At 49.5% G+C, this 18,701-nt stretch carries 19 protein-coding genes; 2 read left to right on the forward strand and 17 right to left on the reverse strand.

What is annotated here, in order from left to right:
* Positions 1-112: 112 nt before the first annotated feature.
* Genes EHO60_RS15235 through EHO60_RS15255 form a run of 5 tightly spaced genes read right to left on the reverse strand, consistent with a single transcriptional unit; the run spans position 113 to position 4,363 of the window.
* Positions 113-1,414, reverse strand: a complete 1,302-nt coding sequence (locus tag EHO60_RS15235) for a UDP-glucose dehydrogenase family protein (RefSeq protein WP_135769073.1) — start codon at positions 1,412-1,414, stop codon at positions 113-115.
* 46 nt (positions 1,415-1,460) lie between these two features.
* Positions 1,461-2,660 carry an ABC transporter ATP-binding protein gene (locus EHO60_RS15240; RefSeq protein WP_135769074.1) on the reverse strand — a complete coding sequence of 400 codons (1,200 nt, stop codon included), beginning with the start codon at positions 2,658-2,660 and terminating at the stop codon, positions 1,461-1,463.
* Complete coding sequence (locus EHO60_RS15245; protein ID WP_135769075.1) at positions 2,657-3,427, reverse strand: ABC transporter permease; 771 nt, start codon at positions 3,425-3,427, stop codon at positions 2,657-2,659. Before EHO60_RS15245 ends, EHO60_RS15240 begins: the two co-directional genes overlap by 4 nt.
* A 37-nt stretch (positions 3,428-3,464) precedes the next feature.
* On the reverse strand, positions 3,465-4,139 hold the full coding sequence (locus EHO60_RS15250; RefSeq protein ID WP_210409382.1) for a JAB domain-containing protein: 675 nt from the start codon (positions 4,137-4,139) through the stop codon (positions 3,465-3,467).
* Positions 4,139-4,363, reverse strand: a complete 225-nt coding sequence (locus EHO60_RS15255; protein WP_135769076.1) for an LIC12298 family protein — start codon at positions 4,361-4,363, stop codon at positions 4,139-4,141. Before EHO60_RS15255 ends, EHO60_RS15250 begins: the two co-directional genes overlap by 1 nt.
* A gap of 276 nt (positions 4,364-4,639) precedes the next feature.
* On the opposite strand from EHO60_RS15255, the gene EHO60_RS15260 reads away from it, so the two are divergent.
* Together EHO60_RS15260 and EHO60_RS15265 are read left to right on the forward strand one after the other, a co-directional pair.
* Positions 4,640-5,509: a hypothetical protein gene (locus EHO60_RS15260; protein ID WP_135769077.1), complete on the forward strand. Its 870-nt coding sequence runs from the start codon at positions 4,640-4,642 to the stop codon at positions 5,507-5,509.
* Positions 5,510-5,730: 221 nt separating this feature from the next.
* A complete protein-coding gene (locus EHO60_RS15265) occupies positions 5,731-6,870 on the forward strand; it encodes a hypothetical protein (protein WP_246028341.1) in 1,140 nt (379 codons plus the stop codon).
* Here EHO60_RS15265 and pssA read toward each other — a convergent pair.
* From pssA to EHO60_RS15325, 12 genes are read right to left on the reverse strand one after another with little or no spacing between them, the layout of a single operon-like run.
* Positions 6,851-7,606 carry a CDP-diacylglycerol--serine O-phosphatidyltransferase gene (gene pssA, locus EHO60_RS15270; protein ID WP_135769078.1) on the reverse strand — a complete coding sequence of 252 codons (756 nt, stop codon included), beginning with the start codon at positions 7,604-7,606 and terminating at the stop codon, positions 6,851-6,853. The genes EHO60_RS15265 and pssA overlap by 20 nt on opposite strands.
* On the reverse strand, positions 7,603-8,619 hold the full coding sequence (gene tsaD, locus EHO60_RS15275) for a tRNA (adenosine(37)-N6)-threonylcarbamoyltransferase complex transferase subunit TsaD (RefSeq protein WP_135769079.1): 1,017 nt from the start codon (positions 8,617-8,619) through the stop codon (positions 7,603-7,605). The genes pssA and tsaD overlap by 4 nt, the downstream gene beginning before the upstream one ends.
* A 10-nt stretch (positions 8,620-8,629) precedes the next feature.
* Complete coding sequence (locus tag EHO60_RS15280; protein ID WP_135769080.1) at positions 8,630-10,000, reverse strand: S41 family peptidase; 1,371 nt, start codon at positions 9,998-10,000, stop codon at positions 8,630-8,632.
* Positions 9,997-10,290, reverse strand: a complete 294-nt coding sequence (locus EHO60_RS15285) for an LA_1448 family UV-C exposure upregulated protein (RefSeq protein WP_135769081.1) — start codon at positions 10,288-10,290, stop codon at positions 9,997-9,999. Before EHO60_RS15285 ends, EHO60_RS15280 begins: the two co-directional genes overlap by 4 nt.
* A gap of 56 nt (positions 10,291-10,346) precedes the next feature.
* Positions 10,347-10,955 carry a transcriptional repressor LexA gene (gene lexA, locus EHO60_RS15290; RefSeq protein WP_135769240.1) on the reverse strand — a complete coding sequence of 203 codons (609 nt, stop codon included), beginning with the start codon at positions 10,953-10,955 and terminating at the stop codon, positions 10,347-10,349.
* 57 nt (positions 10,956-11,012) lie between these two features.
* On the reverse strand, positions 11,013-11,951 hold the full coding sequence (locus EHO60_RS15295) for an NAD(P)-dependent oxidoreductase (protein ID WP_135769082.1): 939 nt from the start codon (positions 11,949-11,951) through the stop codon (positions 11,013-11,015).
* Positions 11,941-13,371, reverse strand: a complete 1,431-nt coding sequence (locus tag EHO60_RS15300) for a condensation domain-containing protein (protein ID WP_167880241.1) — start codon at positions 13,369-13,371, stop codon at positions 11,941-11,943. The genes EHO60_RS15295 and EHO60_RS15300 overlap by 11 nt, the downstream gene beginning before the upstream one ends.
* Positions 13,361-14,494: an ATP-grasp domain-containing protein gene (locus EHO60_RS15305; protein ID WP_135769084.1), complete on the reverse strand. Its 1,134-nt coding sequence runs from the start codon at positions 14,492-14,494 to the stop codon at positions 13,361-13,363. The genes EHO60_RS15300 and EHO60_RS15305 overlap by 11 nt, the downstream gene beginning before the upstream one ends.
* A 28-nt stretch (positions 14,495-14,522) precedes the next feature.
* Positions 14,523-15,479: a threonine ammonia-lyase gene (locus EHO60_RS15310; protein WP_135769085.1), complete on the reverse strand. Its 957-nt coding sequence runs from the start codon at positions 15,477-15,479 to the stop codon at positions 14,523-14,525.
* A complete protein-coding gene (locus EHO60_RS15315; protein WP_135769086.1) occupies positions 15,479-16,402 on the reverse strand; it encodes an alpha/beta hydrolase family protein in 924 nt (307 codons plus the stop codon). The genes EHO60_RS15310 and EHO60_RS15315 overlap by 1 nt, the downstream gene beginning before the upstream one ends.
* 15 nt (positions 16,403-16,417) lie before the next feature.
* Positions 16,418-17,614, reverse strand: coding sequence for a LuxE/PaaK family acyltransferase (locus tag EHO60_RS15320; RefSeq protein WP_135769087.1), 1,197 nt, complete (start codon positions 17,612-17,614; stop codon positions 16,418-16,420).
* An 8-nt stretch (positions 17,615-17,622) separates the two neighbouring features.
* On the reverse strand, positions 17,623-18,681 hold the full coding sequence (locus EHO60_RS15325; RefSeq protein WP_135769088.1) for an LLM class flavin-dependent oxidoreductase: 1,059 nt from the start codon (positions 18,679-18,681) through the stop codon (positions 17,623-17,625).
* Positions 18,682-18,701: the final 20 nt, after the last annotated feature.

The following is an 18,701-nucleotide window of genomic DNA, read 5'->3' on the forward strand; positions in this document are numbered from 1 at the left end:
ACAATTTTTTACAGAAACGGTTGACTTAAAAAAGAATCCATGCTATGCGCGTTGCGATGCCGCTTCGGGGGTACCACCGCACCGGCCCCCGCCCAGAGTAGGGTGGGGACTCTCAACGCCCTATAGAAAAATATTCAAATCCTTCTTTCTTCAACGAATCCGGACGATACTGGTTTCTGCCGTCAAAAATCACATGATTCTTCAAAAGACTTTTCATCCTCTGCAAATCCGGCTCGCGGAATTCCCTCCACTCCGTCAAAAGCAAAAGTGCATCGGCGCCTTCCAATACGGAATATGCGTCTTCCCCGTATTGGACCTTACCCTGAAAGTAGATTTCGGAGGTTTCCTTCGCGACCGGATCGAATGCGCGAATTTCGGCTCCCTCTTCGTGTAATTTTAAAAGGAGAGGAATCGAGGGGGCCTCCCTCATATCATCCGTTCCCGGCTTGAAGGCCAGTCCCCAAACTGCGAATTTTTTTCCTTTGATTCCGCCTTTTCCGTAAAACGATTCTATCTTTTCGAACAGGCGTAGTTTTTGATCCTCGTTGACAGCTTCCACTTCCTGGATAATCCGAAGCAATCTGCCGAACTGTTCCGAAGTGCGGATGAGAGCGCGAACGTCTTTCGGAAAACAGGAACCGCCGTAACCGATACCGGCGTACAAAAATTGTCGGCCGATTCTAGAATCCGTTCCCATTCCTTTCCGAACATCCTCGTAATCGGCGCCTACCGACTCGCAAAGGTTCGCGATCTCGTTGGCAAAAGAAATTTTCGTAGCAAGGAAGGCATTACATGCATATTTCGTAAGTTCCGCAGATACGGTCCCCATACGCAGAATAGGATTTCCGTTGAGTACGAAAGGTGCATAGAGCTTTGCGACTAGATCGCTGGCCCGATCGCTATCCGCCCCTATGACGACCCGTTCCGGTCTCATGAAATCGTCTATGGCCGCTCCTTCTTTTAGAAATTCGGGATTGGAAACCACGTCGAATTCATACTTGGTATTCTTGCTTAGGATTTCTTTTACTTTCGCCGCAGTACCGACGGGGACAGTCGATTTGTCGACGATCACCTTATAACCGTTCATCGATTTTCCGATCTCTTCGGCCACGGCGAAAACGGCGGACAAGTCCGCGGATCCGTCCGCAGATGTAGGAGTTCCTACCGCGACGAAAATAAGATCCGATTTTTCCACGCCTTCCTTTAAGGAAACCGTGAACTCCAAACGCTTCTCCTTACAATTGTTCAAAACCAATTCGGAGAGCCCTGGCTCGTAAATGGGAATGATGCCGTTCTTCAGATTTTCGATTTTTTTGGAATCCTTGTCCACGCAGATTACGTTGTTTCCATATTCCGCAAAGCAGGCGCCCGCCACTAAGCCGACATACCCGCTACCGATCACGCATACTTTCATACGAAGACCAAATTAGGGAGCAAAGAGGAAGTGGGAAGGAATTTATCTAGGCAGGGTCGCCTTTTTTCGTGGCGGACCGGACCGGAATCCAAGCGACTCCTTCGAATTTGCTTAGATCGAGGCGCTCCAATTCGAATTCTAGGACCCCGTCCCTCCACAAATAGGAACCTTCCACATGGCTCTCTCCGGAATGCAGGGCCACTCCTAGAGAATATTTTCCGGATGAAAAATTCAGTGGAAAGCGGAAACTCGCGTGGACCCACTCTCCTTCCCGTATCCCTCGCAATTCCTGACCGAGATGAAACGTATTCGTGCCGAAGGATCGAATTCCCCTGTGGTCATCTATATGGAACCCGAAAGTCAGCCGATCCACTCCACGATTGAATTTCGCGGAGATGGATAATTCCACTTCGGCTCCCACGGGCAAAAGGGAAGGATTGGTCCGATTTCCGTGGGAAAGCCGAATCGTCACCGAATCCAGAATACTTTCTCTCGGCTCCAAGACGGTTCCTTCCGCTGCGGAAGAAGCTGCGATGATCTGCATATATTCCCGGAATCCGCGAACGGGCTCTCCGTCGTACACCAACCTTCCCTTCTCCAAAATCAAAATCCGGGTACATACGGACTTCAGAAGTTCCAGGTCATGGCTTACGATCAGAGTCAAAGTTCCTTCCTCGGAAAATTTTCGGAATCGAGTCAGGCATTTCTGCTGAAAACTCGCGTCTCCCACAGCCAGAGCTTCGTCTACGATCAATATGTCCGGACGTTTCACCGTGGCCAAGGCGAACCCGAGTCGCATCGTCATCCCGGAGGAATAATTCTTCAACGGAACCTTTTTAAATTCGCTAAGTCCCGCAAAACGAAAGATCTCGTCCATGGAGGATAGAAGTTCCTGCGGATCTAAACCCCATACCAAACCGTTGTAATATAAGTTCTCTTCTCCCGACAATTCAGGATTAAATCCCACTCCCAATTCCAGGATGGAACGGACCGATCCCCTCTTCTCCATTTTTCCGGAATCCGAGCGGGAAACTCCCGTTAGTAGTTTTAGAAGAGTGGATTTTCCGGCGCCGTTTCTACCGATAATTCCCAGAATTTCGCCTTTGTCGGCGGAAAAGCCGATATTGTCCAAAGCGATAAATTTGATATCCGATCCGAAATATCCGAACGTCAAGGCGTTCCATAGCCGGTTCCAAGGTCGGCTATAGCCTGAATAAATCTTACGAATCCCTTCTACGCGTATCAAAGGTGATCCAACACTACTTGGTTCAGTTTCTTCCGACTTAATAATAAAATCATAATAAATAAACCTAAGAACGGAAGAAATTGTCCGACGTGAGCCTCCGGTTTATAATCGTTCAGTACGAAAGATCGAAAGAGTTCAAGAGGAAAAAAGAAAGGATTCCAAACGTTCATCTTTCCCAAAAATCCCGAAGGATGGTAGAGGACGGGAAGTCCCCAAAAAAGAAATTGCGACACGAGTCGGACCAAGGGAGAAATATCCCTCAGAATGATATTGATCCTACCCAGATAGCCGACCAAACAGGCCAAGAAAAAACCGGTCCCGCATGCCACCAAAAAGCCGGGAATGAATCCGGTCAGATTCGCGCTGCCGAACCAGACCAAACAAAAAAGAACGGGCAAAGCCGTGATCCCCCAATGCAACAAGTACTGGGAAAACGGAATCCAGAGAAAAATTTCCGGACCGAGAGAGGATCGTTTGATGAGATGGCGGTTGTCGGTCAGTATCCCAGTTCCTCGGATCAGATATTCCTGGAGTGGAATCCAGAACAACAAACCGGTCAAAACGTACGAAAAATATTCCTTGGGATCTTCTCCTCCCGAACGCACGCCCAGAAAATAAAAAACAACCGTGTAAATCAGGATCACGCTTGCATTCTGCAGAAACATCCAGGTCAAACCCAAAGCGGACCCGGCATACTGGAGGGCATAATCCCGCCTGACTAGAACGGATAGGATTCTAAGTTTTCGGAGAAATTTGGAAAGAAACACGAATACCTGGAGTTCGGAAAAGGAAGAAAAAAAACGCTCAATCCTCGTCTAGGCGAGTAGAATGTTTGCAGGAAAAGATCCCGTCAATTCCAAAAATCCAATGATCCAAAAGGCATACGTCCAATTCGGATAAAATCGAACCCAATCGAGTGTATACTTCCCAATCTTCCGGGCTCGGTTCCGAAGTCATTCCGGGGTGATTGTGGGCGATGATGACTTCCGTAGCCTCGTCGTTTAATACCATTCGAACGAGATCTCTAGGATGAACTCCTACTTCCTCCAAGCTCCCTTTGGAAACGATCTCGACACGAAGCAGATTCCCTGCGGGAGAAACCGTCGCAAGAACGAAACATTCCCTACGCATGGGTAGAAAGAGAGTTCGCATATATCTTGCCAAGGCAGTAGCGTCAAAAGCGGCGCCTTGGAGAGATTTGTATTTCAGACGCCTCGCAAGTTCTACGGAGGCCATCAAAACGGAAGCCTTTGCACTTCCAAGTCCTTGGACACGTAGGTTTCGGGCAATATCGATAGAGAGCAACCCACCCAACCCTCTGGTAATCCGGAGAATCTCCCGACTGAGATCCTCGATAGAACGATTTCGATCTCCCTTCCCCAAAAGGACCGCAATCAATTCCCAGTCATCCAAGGCATCCGCCTCATAGGCGATGCGGGTTCTTGGATCCGGCAGGGGACCGACAAACCTTCCCAGGATTAGATCTTTCTCAGATTCTTTTTGCTCAGTTCGGACAGGGTTTCAGAAAACCAATTTCCGTCCTGAACCACTTCCCCATGGAAGGATTCTTCTAAATAATCTGCGAACGTCTTAGAGTCCGGCTCGATTGACCTTGCCCTCTCTCTCCAGTCGAACCCGGCCCCGGTAAGGCCTTTCCGACTTCTCTCATACGTTCCTGTATCTTGCAGAGATCGAATCATCATACTTTTTCTCTCCCTCGTCTATTTAGACGACATAAAGTTGGAAAAAACTCACGAATAATCTACTAAACGGATAGGTATATACTATACCGAAATATAGTTACCGTCAAGCGTTTACTAATTTTTTCTTAGTGAAATCTTCCGGCGGTTTGTTTTCCGCTTTTTTCATTGTATCTTCCCCTCCGGACAAATCTGTCGAACCGGGGAGAAAAATTCGAAAAAAGGAGCTTTCCAGAGGAATTTCCCGCGGGATCCGACGGAACAGAAACCTGTCCCCCCGTGATCCGAACGATCTTCCGGGGATTTCTGCTTTTTCCTTTTTCTCCCTGTTTCGCTTCCCCTACGTTTCCCTTGGAATGGCTGGCTTCTCCCTGGCGACAAGAGGCGGAATTTTCCATTCTAGGCAGATGGGAAGCGGAGACCAAACCGAGGGTCGGGGCCTCCGTTCAAATTCCTCTTTCCAACCTCGAGGACGGAAAACTCAAATTGAGATGGATTTGGTTGGACCCGAAAGGTTATCCTCGACCGAACCATTCCTTAGGAATCAGCTTCCTTTCCCAGGAAATGTACGGAATTCGAACCGTACTTCGAATCGGACTTTCCCCGGAATCCCAGCACGCGTCTCTAGGCTTCCTTCACCGAAAAACAGAGCTCAGCTTCCTCTTGGAGAATCGGATCGAGACCAAAAGGATAGGTGTTCTAGTCCGAGCGGATCCGTATGGAAATCTCGGATTGAGCTTGAGCGGAGAAAGATCCGTCGACGGATCCGGATTCGTGGAAACGAAATTCACCATCGGGTTCACATGGACGGAGAATCAAATCTCGGGAGAACTCCTGGCCCGGAAAGAAACGCCGGGTCTTGTCGGCTTTTCCTCCATCGGACTTTCCACCGGATCTTTTTCTGAAAATCGTCCGACGATCAGCTCTTCGACGAAAAGCCCTTCCTCCAAACCGCCGGAGGTCCCTTTTTCCGGTCTGACGGTAGACGAATTATTAAAGTTAGGCTTCCCGCTACCGGAGGCCGCAATGATTTCCGATTGGTCCCGTTCGGGAGAAGGATCTTTCCGAAAAAAATTGGAAACTCTGGAAATCTCGAAACGGAAGAGGATCCTGTATCTTCTGATCCAAAAAGCGAGGACGACATCCTGAGAATTTTCGCTTTTCTTTCGCTTCTATTCTGTTTCGTAAGTTCCGCTACGGGCAAGGAAACCGTTTCTCCGCTCGCGATAGGCGGATCGTTTTCCACATACGATTCCAGATTTTTTTCGGACACAAAAGATACGGTCTGGTTGAGAACGGAATTTTGCACGAGCAAAGGTGGGAGCTCCGAGAAAGAGGAAAAAATTCCCTGCGTTCCTTCCAAACTTTTTTTGGAGAAAAGAAATGAACGTCCGCTTGCCTCCGGTTCCGTAGAAACGAACCGAATGTATCTTTCCTACGGAAACAGATTTAAACCGTCTAGGCACTTCTTTTTCCTGAGGGAGAACTTCGAGTTTTCCTCCTTTCCTTATCTGGAACAACCGACGATCCGCTCGGCGTTTTTGGGCGGGTTCCTGGGACAAAGCATGGGAAGCCTCTATTACGCGGAAAAAGGAGCCTCCAAACGTCCCGGCTTTTTTCTGAAACCCTTCGGCGAAACGTCCGAATTCGCTTATTCTCCCGAAACGAAAGAAGGATTTATTCTATTAGAAATTCCGAATTCTTTTCGGAAGAAAAGTCCGGAATCTTCCTTTGGTTTCCGGCTGGAGGCGTTCGGCACGAAACAGGATCCGAACGGAATCTTATCCGCGTACTGGCAGGATCCCGTCCGGGCCCGGAGATTCTTTATCTCCGGATATCAAGGAATTTCTTCCCGACTCTTTACCCTCTCTTCCCCCTCCGATCCGGGGGAAAAAGGAAAATTCCTAAGGCTGGTATGGGAGCCGGGATATTACCGGAAATTGGAGGCGGTGCAACTCGAACGCTCCGCCTCGGATCCGGTCGGATCGGACAAACGAATTGCAAAAGGGATCTTCGGGAAATTGGGACTTTTCATCACGGCTTGGGGCGCGGTCTCCGCTCAAATTCGAACCTATCGATTCTACGACAGGACGGATTGGACCGTCGGGAAAGGACTCTATTATGGATTTCAGAAAAGGCTTTGGAGCTGGGAAATCGGACAGGAATGGAGGGAAAACGGGGACAAACTCACGGAAGCGACGGCCCGCCTCCACTTTCCGGAACATTGGAAGCTACAACTTTCGGTCCTTGCCGCAAAGGAGAAAAATCGCGAACCCGCTTTCGTTGAGGAATCTCTGACTCCGGAGGAAACCGGATTGAGGTTAACGGACAAACCCGTGTACATATTCGCTCGGATTTATCACCCTTATTTCGCTCTTACGCTACGGCATACAAGAGGATTAGACTCCAAAGGGGACTCGCTCAGCGCTAGATTCCAATTCTTCCTTCCTTTGTCGGAAGATTCCGTCGACTCGGTTCAGGAGAATCGGATCAGTCCAGCTTTACCCTAAAGTCCTGGAGAACATGAATGATAAACGTAATCAGTCCGGAGAAAATATAAAGAAAGATCAGACCGTAAATCAGCCAAGGCCAGCGATGGAACCCGACGAAAAAGAGAAGCACGGTTGCGGAAGCCAACATCAATACCGCTTTTCCCGGTGTCAGTTTGGATCGAATCGCAACTTGCGGTTTCCCGTAACGCACGTTGGAAACCATCAGAATCGCGACGAGAAGAAAAAGAGGAATCGTCACCCAATGCGGAATCGTGTCCCTGTTAAGAAAGATAGGAAGAAATCCGATCGTAACCCCGGCCACCGGAGACGGAAGACCGGTAAACGAACCCGGCTCGTGAGCCACGTTGAACCGCGCCAAACGATAGGCGGCGCAGATCGGAAAAACGGCAGCCATAAGCATTCCGATCGGAAAGAGATTCTCTTTTCCGAACACATCGATCTTATATTCGCTCAATACTATATTATAAAAAAGGAAACCCGGTGCGATACCGAAAGCCGTCAAATCGGCCAGACTATCCAAATCCGCGCCCAGTTCGCTCGTGGCATCCAACGCCCTTGCGACCATGCCGTCCAGCCCGTCGCAGATCGCGGCCAGAAGTATAAAGAAACCGCTTAATATATAGCCTTGGGATCCGCTCCCGGCGGTCTCGGACGCGATCAGTATGGAAACGAATCCCATAGTAAGATTTCCTAACGTGATCGTATTGGGGATCCAATTCAGTTTACGATTCATACATACGTCTCCTGTCTCACTGGACTGACCGTAAATTCCAAACCTGTGGAATATCCTTTCCGAAATAAATAATAACCCAGAGTTGCAACCATAGCTCCGTTGTCCGTGCAAAGGATCTTTTTAGCGGGGGCAAATAATTCCAGAGAATTTTTTTCCGCGAACTTCCGAAGTCTGTTTTTTAGAGTGGAATTCGCCAAAACTCCTCCCGCAGCGATGATTCTCCTGCATCCGGTCACGGAAACGGCTCTTTTCAGATTTCTTTCCACCAGCTCGAAGGCTGTATTCTGAAAATGATAGCAAACCTTCGGAACGGAAAGTTCGGGGCGTTTCGCAATCAAATGAGCCACGGCGGTCTTTAACCCGGAAAAGGAAAAGGCTACGCGATCCTGTTCCAGATTCCGTAACAAGGGGGGAAGTAAATCCTTTTCACCCTTCTCAGGAACGTATTTGGATGCTTCTTCTTCGATTGCGGGTCCGCCCGGATATGGCAATTCCAGCAATCCGGCCACCTTATCGAAGGCTTCTCCTAAGGCATCATCCATGGTATCCCCTACGGTTTCCATCCTTCCGAACTCGGGAATCCGGTAGATTGCGGAATTTCCCCCGGACAATAATAGGCCGAGGGCAGGAAAAATCGGTTCCACTCCTTCCAACTGTAAAACCGCGAAGTGTGATTGCAAATGACAAACCGGAACGATCGGAGTCCGAAAAACCGCATGGATGCATCTGGCTAGCTGCGCCCCGATCATCAAAGAACCGGTTAGTCCGGGAGAGCGAGTGACCGCCACGTAATCCAGATCCTCAAATTCTATGCCCGCTTCCTCCATCGACTCGGAGAGCACTACATTGATTTTTTCCAGATGGGAGCGGGACGCGATTTCCGGTACAACTCCGCGAAAAGGTTTGTGAAGATCGATCTGGCTGAAAATCTTGAGGGACAAGATCTCCCTCCCGTCTTTGACGATACCCACGCTTGTTTCGTCGCAACTGCTTTCTATACCGAGCCCGATCATTGGGAGTAGACTAGGATTTTCTTTCCGACAGGATTTCGAGGGCCTTACGTAGTTGAGGATCCAAATCCACGTCGGTTAACGTCCTTTCCTTTTCCGTTTGGGTCCTATTTTTATACAAGATCCTAGCTACGTCGGAGGAAAGTTTGATTCCCTGCTCCTTCAGCGCCTTTTCAAAATGCTGAAAATTCGATTCGCTATAGTCGGGATATTTCGCGATCAGAGGATCCAAAAGTTTTTTTTCCCCGATCTTCCTGAGATAGAAACGATCGTCTTCCGTCGGCTCTATGGCTTTTACCACTACGTCCGGCTGGATTCCTTTCCCGTGCAGAGAACGACCGGAAGGCGTATAGTATTTCTGTACCGTTAGTTTCACCGCCATGCCGTGCGAGAGAGAATATACGAATTGCACAGAACCTTTTCCGTAAGAAGTCGTGCCTAAGATTTTTGCCCGACCGTGATCCTGCATGGCCCCGGCAAAAATCTCGGAGGCGGAGGCGGACCCCTCATTGATCAACACGATCATCGGGATTTTGGTGAATTTATCGGGGGAATTCGAGGACTTGGAAGTGTCCGCGAGTTCTCCTCCCCTACCTCTTACCGAGACGATATCTAACCCTGGAGCTAAAAAAAGATCGGAAAGAGCGGATGCCAAGGGCAAGAGTCCTCCCGGATTCATCCGTAGGTCTACGATCAATCCTTCCGCTTTCTTCTCAGACAATGACTTGAGTTGCTTTTTAAATTCTTCCAGGGTATTTTCGCCCATGAATTGGTTTAAGCGAATATAACCGACTTTTTCCTTATTGAAATAATTCGATCTTACGTAACGGATCTGGATATTTTCACGGACCAAGGTAAGCTGGACCGGCTCTTTTTGGTTCTTTCTTTCTATCTTGATCGTCACCGAAGACCCGGGTTTTCCGCGCATCAATTTGATCCCTTCGGAATATCCTAGGTTTGCCGTGCTCTTACCGTCGATTTCCACGATTCGATCCTGAGGTAGGATCCCGGCACGCATAGCCGGAGTATCTTCGATCGGAGAAACGACCACGATGGCTCCGTCCGAAAAAGCGACTTCCATTCCCAATCCGCCGAAGCTCCCGCGGGTTTCCTCCTTCATCTGCCGGTATTCTTCCTCGTCCAAAAAATTGGAATGAGGATCTCCCAAAGAGGCGATCAGTCCTTTGATCGCTCCGACAAACGCCTTTTCCTCGTTGACCGGTTCCACGTAACCGTTTTGGACCAATCCCAAAACTTCATGGAACAATTGCAGGTATTTCTCCGATGTTTCGGAAATCGCACGAACAGGAGAAGGGCGAAATACGAGAGCAACACTCAGAACCAGAACGGCTCCGACCCAAAACAACCTTTCCTTATTTTTCATTCTTCTTTTACCAAGCGGGAATAGATCGAAGGATGCTTCTCTTCCAAAGCCTTGAATAGAGCGGAGGAATCCAAACTATAACGTTCACAAGCGGCTAAGAAGATCTGTTTGTCCGTTTGGATCGGTTTTTCGGAAACGGCGGAAAGTCTTTCCCCGAACCTAACCTCCGCAAGATAATCCAACACTAATTTCAATTCCGCGTCCCCGATCTCCTTTTTGGGAGAAGCACAAACGACGAAGAAAAACAGGAGAAAAGCCGCGAATTTACGGTACGTTGAAGGGAATTTCACTCTTTCAGAATTTTTTTCCCGTCGGAAGAAAGTGTCAACTCGGAATTCGGTCCCGCCTAGTAGACTCGATACAGTCCGACCAGCTTACCGATGATGACTGCCTTTTTCGTTTTAATCGGTTTGTATTTGGGATTTCGAGCCTCGAGTCTGATGTGATCCGGTTCCTTATAATATACTTTTAAAGTCGCTTCGTCCCCGATGAGGGCCACTACGATTTCGCCGTTCCGTGCGATGTCCCGTTTCTGGATGATGGCGATGTCTCCATCGTTGATCCCGGCTTCTTCCATAGAATCACCTTGCACTTTCAACGCGAAAGTCATCCCCTTCGAAGCAAGTTCTTCAGGAACGGGAATGTACGATTCGATATTCTCTTCCGCAAGAATCGGAAGTCCGGCTGCGACACGACCGAGCAAAGGAATACTCGGAGTCGGGACGGGAAGGGCTTCGAACGGACTTTGCCGGGTGAGCTCGATCGCTCTAGATTGGTTCTTAGAAGTCTTGAGATATCCTTTTTTTTCGATCGCTTTGAGGTGATCGTACGCTCCCTTGGCAGTGATTCCGAATTCGTCCCCGATTTCTCGGATCGTAGGAGGAAACCCTCGTTCTTTAATGACATTCGTAATAAAATGGAGCACTGCGAGCTGCTTTTCCGTCAGATCCTTCATGCTTAACAAGTTATTAGTGAATAGATGTTTTGCAAGTATTTTTTAGGTGGATCGGTACTAAGCTCCCGATACTTGGTGCCGGAACTCGCCTTTCCGAAGACATCCAGGAGGATCCATTTCCGCCTTCAAACACTCCCAGATTTGGGTGAAATCTTCCAAGATTGCTCCGTAAGGATCCGAACCGCTGCTCCAAGCCACATGTTCCGAGATCAGGATTCTTTCCTCGAAACGAAGAGGATGCCTCGGCGGCAACGGTTCGGGCACGGTCACGTCCAAAGTGGCCCATAATCCTTTCGACCGTGCGAACTCCAACAATGCCTCTTGGTCGATCAACTCCCCTCTCGATACGTTGACTAAGTGCATCTCCGAGGAACAGCTCGCCAAAAACTCTCGTCCCAGGATGTTTTCGGACTCGCGGTTCAGAGGAAGAGTCAGAACCAATTGAGTCATATCCAACAGATCCCATTTGGAAGGAGTCACTTCTCCGAACTCCACAGGTCCGCCGCTTTTTCTCAACACCGTAACCTTTGCTCCCAGTTTGTGAAGTAATTCCGTCACCAGTCGACCGACTTCTCCATAGCCGACGACTCCGATCCTTTGCCCTCGGATTCCGGTTCCGAGGTTCGAATGCGCATGACGAAGCACCGCCCGAAGTACGTATTCCGCCAAAGGTTCCGCGTACGCTTTCCAACTCCGGGTGACCCAGGTTCCGACCGGAACTTCCTCCAATGGAAAAAAATCGTATCCCGCAGTGCTCAAATGCACCCATTTCCAAGAAGCACTTCTCAGATGACGAACTTGCGTAGAAAGATCGAATTCATGGGGGGCCAAAAACAGACAGGAGTCCGCCTCCGGAGTCTCTTCTCCCGAAGTAATCCGAATCCTAGGATCCAGAACGAATCGCAAGCGGGCCGAAATCGCAATTCGATCCGCTTCAGGAAAGAGAAGGTGAATCGATCGGACAGGTTCCTCCATAAACGGGAACTTATCCTCCATGTCTCCGGATCTTCAGGTCCAGATTCGAATCCGATTCCAGTACGATCGGACCGGAAAAAAAATCCGCAAGATCCTTTAGCTCCGGCCAAGAAAGATTTTTTCCAGCTCCGGCTCCTTCTTTTCCGTCCTTGCCGGAGACAAAATGATTCGCGAGGTTTCTCAGAATTTCTCCGTAACTTTCCATCAGGCAAGCGATCTTCTCATCCGAAAATAATTCAGGATTCCATTCCACATCCAAAGTATAAGCGCCGTTCCTTTCCTCGATGGTCCAGGTTTGTTCGTATTTCGCTCCTCCCGTGGAGATCCAGGATTGGTTGCAATTCAGACCTAGGAACTGATTCCGAGCCGTTTGACTTCCTTGTAAAATGAACATGGTCCGAAAAACCGGTTTGGCGGAAGTCTCATACTCCGGTCCTAAATCGCGCAGGATATTCACGTAAGGCAATCTTTGATGAAGGAACGCGGCTCCGCAAGTACGTGAAACATTCCGAATATACTCCGAATCGTTTCGTTCGGAAAGTTTGAAACGTAAAGGCAAGGTATTCACTACGAACCCCACCAAATTCGCGTCTTCCGGCCTGAGACGATTCACGAAAGGGACACCCACAAGAACGTCATCTTCGGCGCTTTCCAGGCCGAGTAACCTTGCAAAAGCTCCGACTAGAAATATGAACGGAGTGACCCCTGCGACTTTAGCCGCCTCTTTCGTAAGATCCGAAAGTTCCGCGGTCAAGAAACTCCAGGACATACGACCGAGAGGCCAGGAAGAAAAGCCCGACTCGCGAATGTCCGGCGGAAATCCGACTCCGGTTTTGGCGTTCTCCAATTCCTTTTTCCAATACGACGAGTCGGAAATTCCGTGAGAGGTAAGTTCGAATTCGGATTGGTATTTCGAAAATCCTTCGAAGGAAGTCGTTTTTTTCGGGTTCGTATCCGGATCTCCTAAGAACAGATTGTTGTAGCGAGTCGCGATCTCCCGGATCAGAAGTTCGACGGACCAACCGTCCAAAGATATATGATGAACATTTAATATTATGATGTTCTCGAATTCCGAGATCGGAAAAATCCTCGCTCTTACCGGATATTCTTCCTCCAATCGGAAGGGCCTTTTGGCCTCGTTCCGAATCTCTTCCAGGACCGTTCTTTTATCTTCGCATCTTACGATTTCGAGAATGGAATCCGGATCCTTCAAAGCGGCGCTTTCCCAATACAATTCCCCGTCCGCCCAAAACGGTTTCGCGAATAGGGAATCGTGTCTTTCCAAGGTCCTTACCACTGCGAGTCGAAGGGTATCCAGATCGAGGAAACCTTCCATGCGGAGACCCACCGTCATATTTAAGGCGGGAGATTCTGGAAACCTGCACGCGTGCCTCCAATGACGGATCTGGTTCGGCGATGCGGGAAAGATTCTAGTTTTCATAAAGTTCCTCCAACCAAGGAAGACTCTGAAGATTTCCGATTCCGAGTGCGATCCCATTTAAGTCCCGGAGTAAATCTCCGAAGTGATCTCCCCATAAGGTTAGGCTGGTTACGGATCCGTCTTTTTTCGGGCAGGACCAGAACCAGCCGGCAAAAATCCCGGTCTCGTCGGGAAGACAAGGTTCCTCTCCGATCTGCATTCTAAAGTTGGCCGCCTCCAAATTCACCTTCGAATGAATTTCCGCCATGTCCGAAACGAGAGCCCCGGGAGCTCTCGCTGCAACATCGATCACCGTGGCGTTTCGATCCCGATCCATAAAGAATTCGGTATGCAGAATAAAACGACCTTCCTTTCCTAGAACTTCCGCGATCTTCACGTTCAGTTCCGTGCCAATCGCATGAATTCCGTGTTCTTTCGGAAGCGTTACGCTCCCGAACCCGCGTCCGAAGTTGGCTCCTAGAGGCGGACTCGTATATGCTCCGACTTGGACGGGAAAGATCTTTCCGTCCAGAATGATGGAATTCGCGTGAAATAGACTTCCGGAAACGAAAGTTTCCAATTGCCACCCCGCCTCTCCCGAATGCAATTCCGCCCAACGACTCAATTCATCCTTATCCTTTAATATCTCTACCCCTTCGTTATAACCTCCTTCCTCCGGTTTCACCACGAGAGGAAAGGAGAATTCCTTTGCCACTTCCGTCGGAAGAGTATGAAAGTCGTAAAGATCCCAGTCGATTCTTTTGAAAGAAGGAACCGAAATCCCGGCTTTCGAGAGGTAGGATTTCATAACGATCTTGTTGGAATACGCGATCTGGTTGGAAGGGGATCTTACCGGCAACCCGAAAAACCGCCTAAGCCGGGAACAAGCGAATAAGCAAGCTTCGTCATTCGTGACGATTTCCGTTTCCCTGAGCAGATCCTCCTCCGGAAAAAAATCCTTTCCCCAGTCTGTCTTGACCTTGCGGACTCTGGCCACGTCGGAAGGCAAATCCGAGCGGAATACTCCTGCGGGAGACCCGGAAGTAAGGACGGAAACTTCGTATCGATCCTTCGGAAACGCCGAAATCATCCCCTTTCCGATCTTCTGGTAATCGTGTAAAATTAAAATTTTCTTATGGGACATTTACGTTAACGCTTTAGAATATTCGAATTTATGATTCCAGGAATTTCTTCCAGGTATCCAGATCTATATTCCTCCCCGATACGATGGCGATCAACGGCTGTCCCTTCGGGAGCGGAAACTCTCCCGCCAAGATTGCGGCCATCGCGACCGAACCTGCGCCTTCCGCTACAATCCCGTGATGCAAAGCCAAATAACTCATCCCGTCCCTGATCTGGGATTCGGTAACGGAGAGCGTGGATTCAGCGTACCTGGATAGTAAGTCCACAGTGATACTTCCTCTTTCCAGATTTCCCGCTAAGCCTTCGGCGATGGTCGGGAATATGTCGATCGGAACGGTTTCTCCCCGATTTAAGGCCAGCCTCATCGGCGCAGAGTTGGCCGCTTCCACTCCGATCAGTCTGCTTCCCGGTCTGGAAGAAAGAGCCATGCCGATCCCCGCGGCGAGTCCTCCGCCTCCGATCGGACATACGACCGTGATCGGCCCGGAAAAGGAGGAAAGTAATTCCACTCCTATGCTCGCTTGACCAAGGATCACGTCGGGATCATTGTAGGGAGAAAGATATCTGACGTTCCTACTTTCCGCCAGTTCCCTGGCAAAATCCTCAGCTTCGTCGTAGTCCGCACCGTGAACGATCAGATCCTCGGTCTCTTTACGCAATAGTTCTATCTTTTTTGGCGAAGCCTTTTCGGAGACTACGATCGTGGCCTTGATTCCCAACTCTTTCGCGATCACGGCGACGGCTAACCCGTGATTCCCGGCGGAACAAGTCACAATGCTTTCCTCCTGTCGAATCTTTGTCAAAGCCGCGATTGCACCTCTGATTTTAAAGGAACCCGTACGCTGAAAGGACTCCATCTTGAGCCAACAATCCTTTCCGACAAACGGAGAAGTTAAAAGAGGCGAGGAAGGAACGAATTTCTCCACACGCAAAAAAGTGTCCGAAATGTCGGCGACTTTCGGAAGATCCAAAGTGCGTCTTCCCATCAGCTCTTACCGAAGGCAAAGGATTCCTTTTCGTTCCGGCTCAGATCGAAAAGGTGGAGTTCCTTTCCGCGAGAACGATTCCTGTCCGCGACCCGAAAGTCGGCGATTTCTTCGAAACTAGGATCCGAAACGCGGCTGATATCCCCGTCGTAAAAAAATCCGGCGATCATATGCTTCATTGCTAAGCGAAGTGCTAAAGGATTTCGGGCCAGTTCGTGTCCGCCGTACGGAAGATCCACGATTTCCCTTCCCCCTCCTCCCGGAACGGAGAAGGCCTCGTTCACTTCTTCCAACGTAAGCCATTGGTCTTCCGAAGCTACCAGATTCATTACGGGAACGGAGAGTTTAGACAACGCGTCTTTCATGGCGGGAAAATCGGCCACTCCGGTCTTTAGATTTTCCTGCCAGAGTCCGCGTGGATTTAATTTGTGTCCTTCGAAGACGATCGTATCAGGCAATCGATCGAATTCCCAGGAATAATAATCGGTCCCGAAGACTCTCTCAAAAGTACTTCTTGCATGGACGACTCCGACAAGACAGCCCAAAGCCGCGATATTCGGATTTTTGACCGCCTGAAAAACGGCAGGCACGGCGCCTAAACTGATCGCAAGGAGATTGATTTTCGTTTCCCCTTCCAGCGCAGAGACCCAAGGGAGAACACTTTCCAAACTTTTTTCCATACTCGCAATGGTAAAATCCAGAATCTCCCCTTCGCTCAAACCCACATGATCCAGATAATCGAATCTATATACGTTCGCTCCGTTTTTCAGGAGATAGCAGGCCAAGGCGCTGAGAGTACTCATCCTTCTGGAAAACCCGCCGCAAATGAGGACCGGAGGGTTTGTCGGCTCGGGGAGGGAATCCTGCCAGGCGATTAGCTTCCGCCCTTCCCTATTTTTGATCAAAAAATCCATCGCATTCATTCTTTTTCGATTCCTTTAAAGTGAAAGATTCACCGACGCAAATTGCCTCTCCAACTGGAGCGCGCATCCTTGGTGTTCGGAAACCTTCAGCCTCCGATCCACGCGTATGCTCGAAGAATGGCGACCGCAAAGACAGGGGCCTTCCTCTTTGATTCCCAAATCCTCTCCGATGATGAATGCTGGATAACTCCTTGCTGTCGGATCCAGATAAGTCAATATTCCCGGCGTTCCGGAAGCGGAGGGCTCCAATGTGAAAGGGTCTCTTACAATGACCTCCACCCAAGGAGGTGCGTGCAATCTTCCTTCGCCGCATTGGATAAAGGCGCTGTTCAACTCTACCTGATTGAATACGTCCCGAACCTGCCTTGTCGAATCCAAGCCCAAAGTAGTACGCGCGAACTCGGCCAATTCGATCTGAGAAATCGCCCTTCCCCCTTGCTTTTTCCATCCGCCACCCGTAATCAAATAAAGATTCGAGCCGAAGCGCACGGATCGATCCGGGACCTGCGCGCAGAATTCCCGTATCAAAAAGGGAGCCCCCACGACGAGAATCCTTTTTCCTTCCGTCAACGCGTCAGACGCCATTTCAATCGCTTCCCGAATGTCTACCTTTCCGTCCTTCATCAGATGTTTCGTATCCGCTTCCAGCTCGATCAGACTCATTACGTATCCGAACCATACGGATCCCGCTTCTCTCCTGGAAGGTCCAAGATGGATCACAAAGACTTCTTCTTCGATATCCACATCCCCGACCAAATCGGACCAGACATTGGCGGAACTCCGCAAAGAACCGGACAATCTGGCTAGAGTGATTTCGTCGCGAAAAATCCTGCTTTTTATCCCCATAGTCCCGCTGCTCTCGAAGCATCGTACGATTTCGTCTTTGGGTACGCTCAAGAGTTCCCGAGTTTTAAAGACGGAAGTGGGAATTTGCGGAACCGAAGAAAAATTTTCCTTGGTCAGAGGAACTTCGGGATCGAAGTTCCTCCTTTCGCAATAGGCTCCGTATTCCCGGCAGTTTTTCGAATGGAAACGGACCGCTTCTCCGATCGCCTCCCTCCTAAGTTCGGAAGCCTCTTCGGCATCCATCCTATCCCAGTCTTCCCGATTGAATATCACGGAATCCAAAGCAGTCAACCCTTCGGCTCTCGAAATCCCCACGGACCGGAGGCTCGGTTTTTCCATAATGATATCTGAATATGTAGGACCCATGCTCTCTCCTAGAATTTAGGCATCACTTCTTCTGCGAAACGCCGCATACTCGATAGAATTTTCTTACGATCGAGAGTTCCTTCGAATCCGCAGATAAAATGGCTGACTCCCGTTTTTTCTTTCAGGTAATGGAACGCCTCAGCACAGTCTTCCGGAGTGCCTACCGGGCTGATCTCCAGGGCTTTTCTTACCACGACGCTTGCATCGGATTCCCCTTTCAGAATCGCATCCTGCAATTGCGACCAATGGAATCTGTAGTTCGGCAGATTCCTCAACTGGTCGCTCGAAAAAGCCACTCTCATCGCGTCTTCGTGCCATTCCTCTATGTTATGGACGATATCGTTGTAAGCTTCCTCCCTACTATCGGCCACATGAACGACCGCGGATATCACGTGATCGATCTTACTAGGATCGTGATCGTTCGTTTCCGCAATCTCGCCGTACAGATCCAGTTTCGCTCTTACCTGTTCGGTGGATTGTGGAACGTTCATGATCAGTGGAATGCCCAGAGTCGCCGCCCATTCTATCGTGGAGGGAGATTCTCCGACCACATAGACGGGAGGATGCGGAACCGTGGAACAGCTAGGATAAACCGCAATCTCCGGGAATCGGATTAGGTCGGTGTCCCAGGAGACCTTTCCCTTATTCTTCCATGCAGAAAACATAATATCTATCCATTCCTGCAGCATCCGGTGGTTTTGGGAAGGGTTGATGCCGAATACCTCGAAGTCCGCCGGAAAAAAGCCTCTTCCGAAACCCGCGATGAACCTCCCGTCACTCAATTGGTCCAACAGAGAAACCTGTTCCAAAAGGCGCACGGGATGATTCAACGGAGCCACTATGATTGCAGTCCCGACTTTTATTCTCTGCGTCATACCCAAAAGAAAACCGGCCATCATCATCGCGTCCGGACATAGGCCGTACTCGGTGAAATGATGTTCCAGCACCCAAAGATCGTCGAAGCCTAGCTCTTCCGCCTCCGTGGCGAAATCCCGGGAATTCTTGAAAACCGTCGACTGGTCCCAGTGCGGCGGTTTATACGTCGTTAAAGCGACTCCCCATTTCATTTTATAATCTCCTAATAAAT

This window comes from Leptospira fletcheri (assembly GCF_004769195.1).
Classification (GTDB): domain Bacteria; phylum Spirochaetota; class Leptospiria; order Leptospirales; family Leptospiraceae; genus Leptospira_B; species Leptospira_B fletcheri.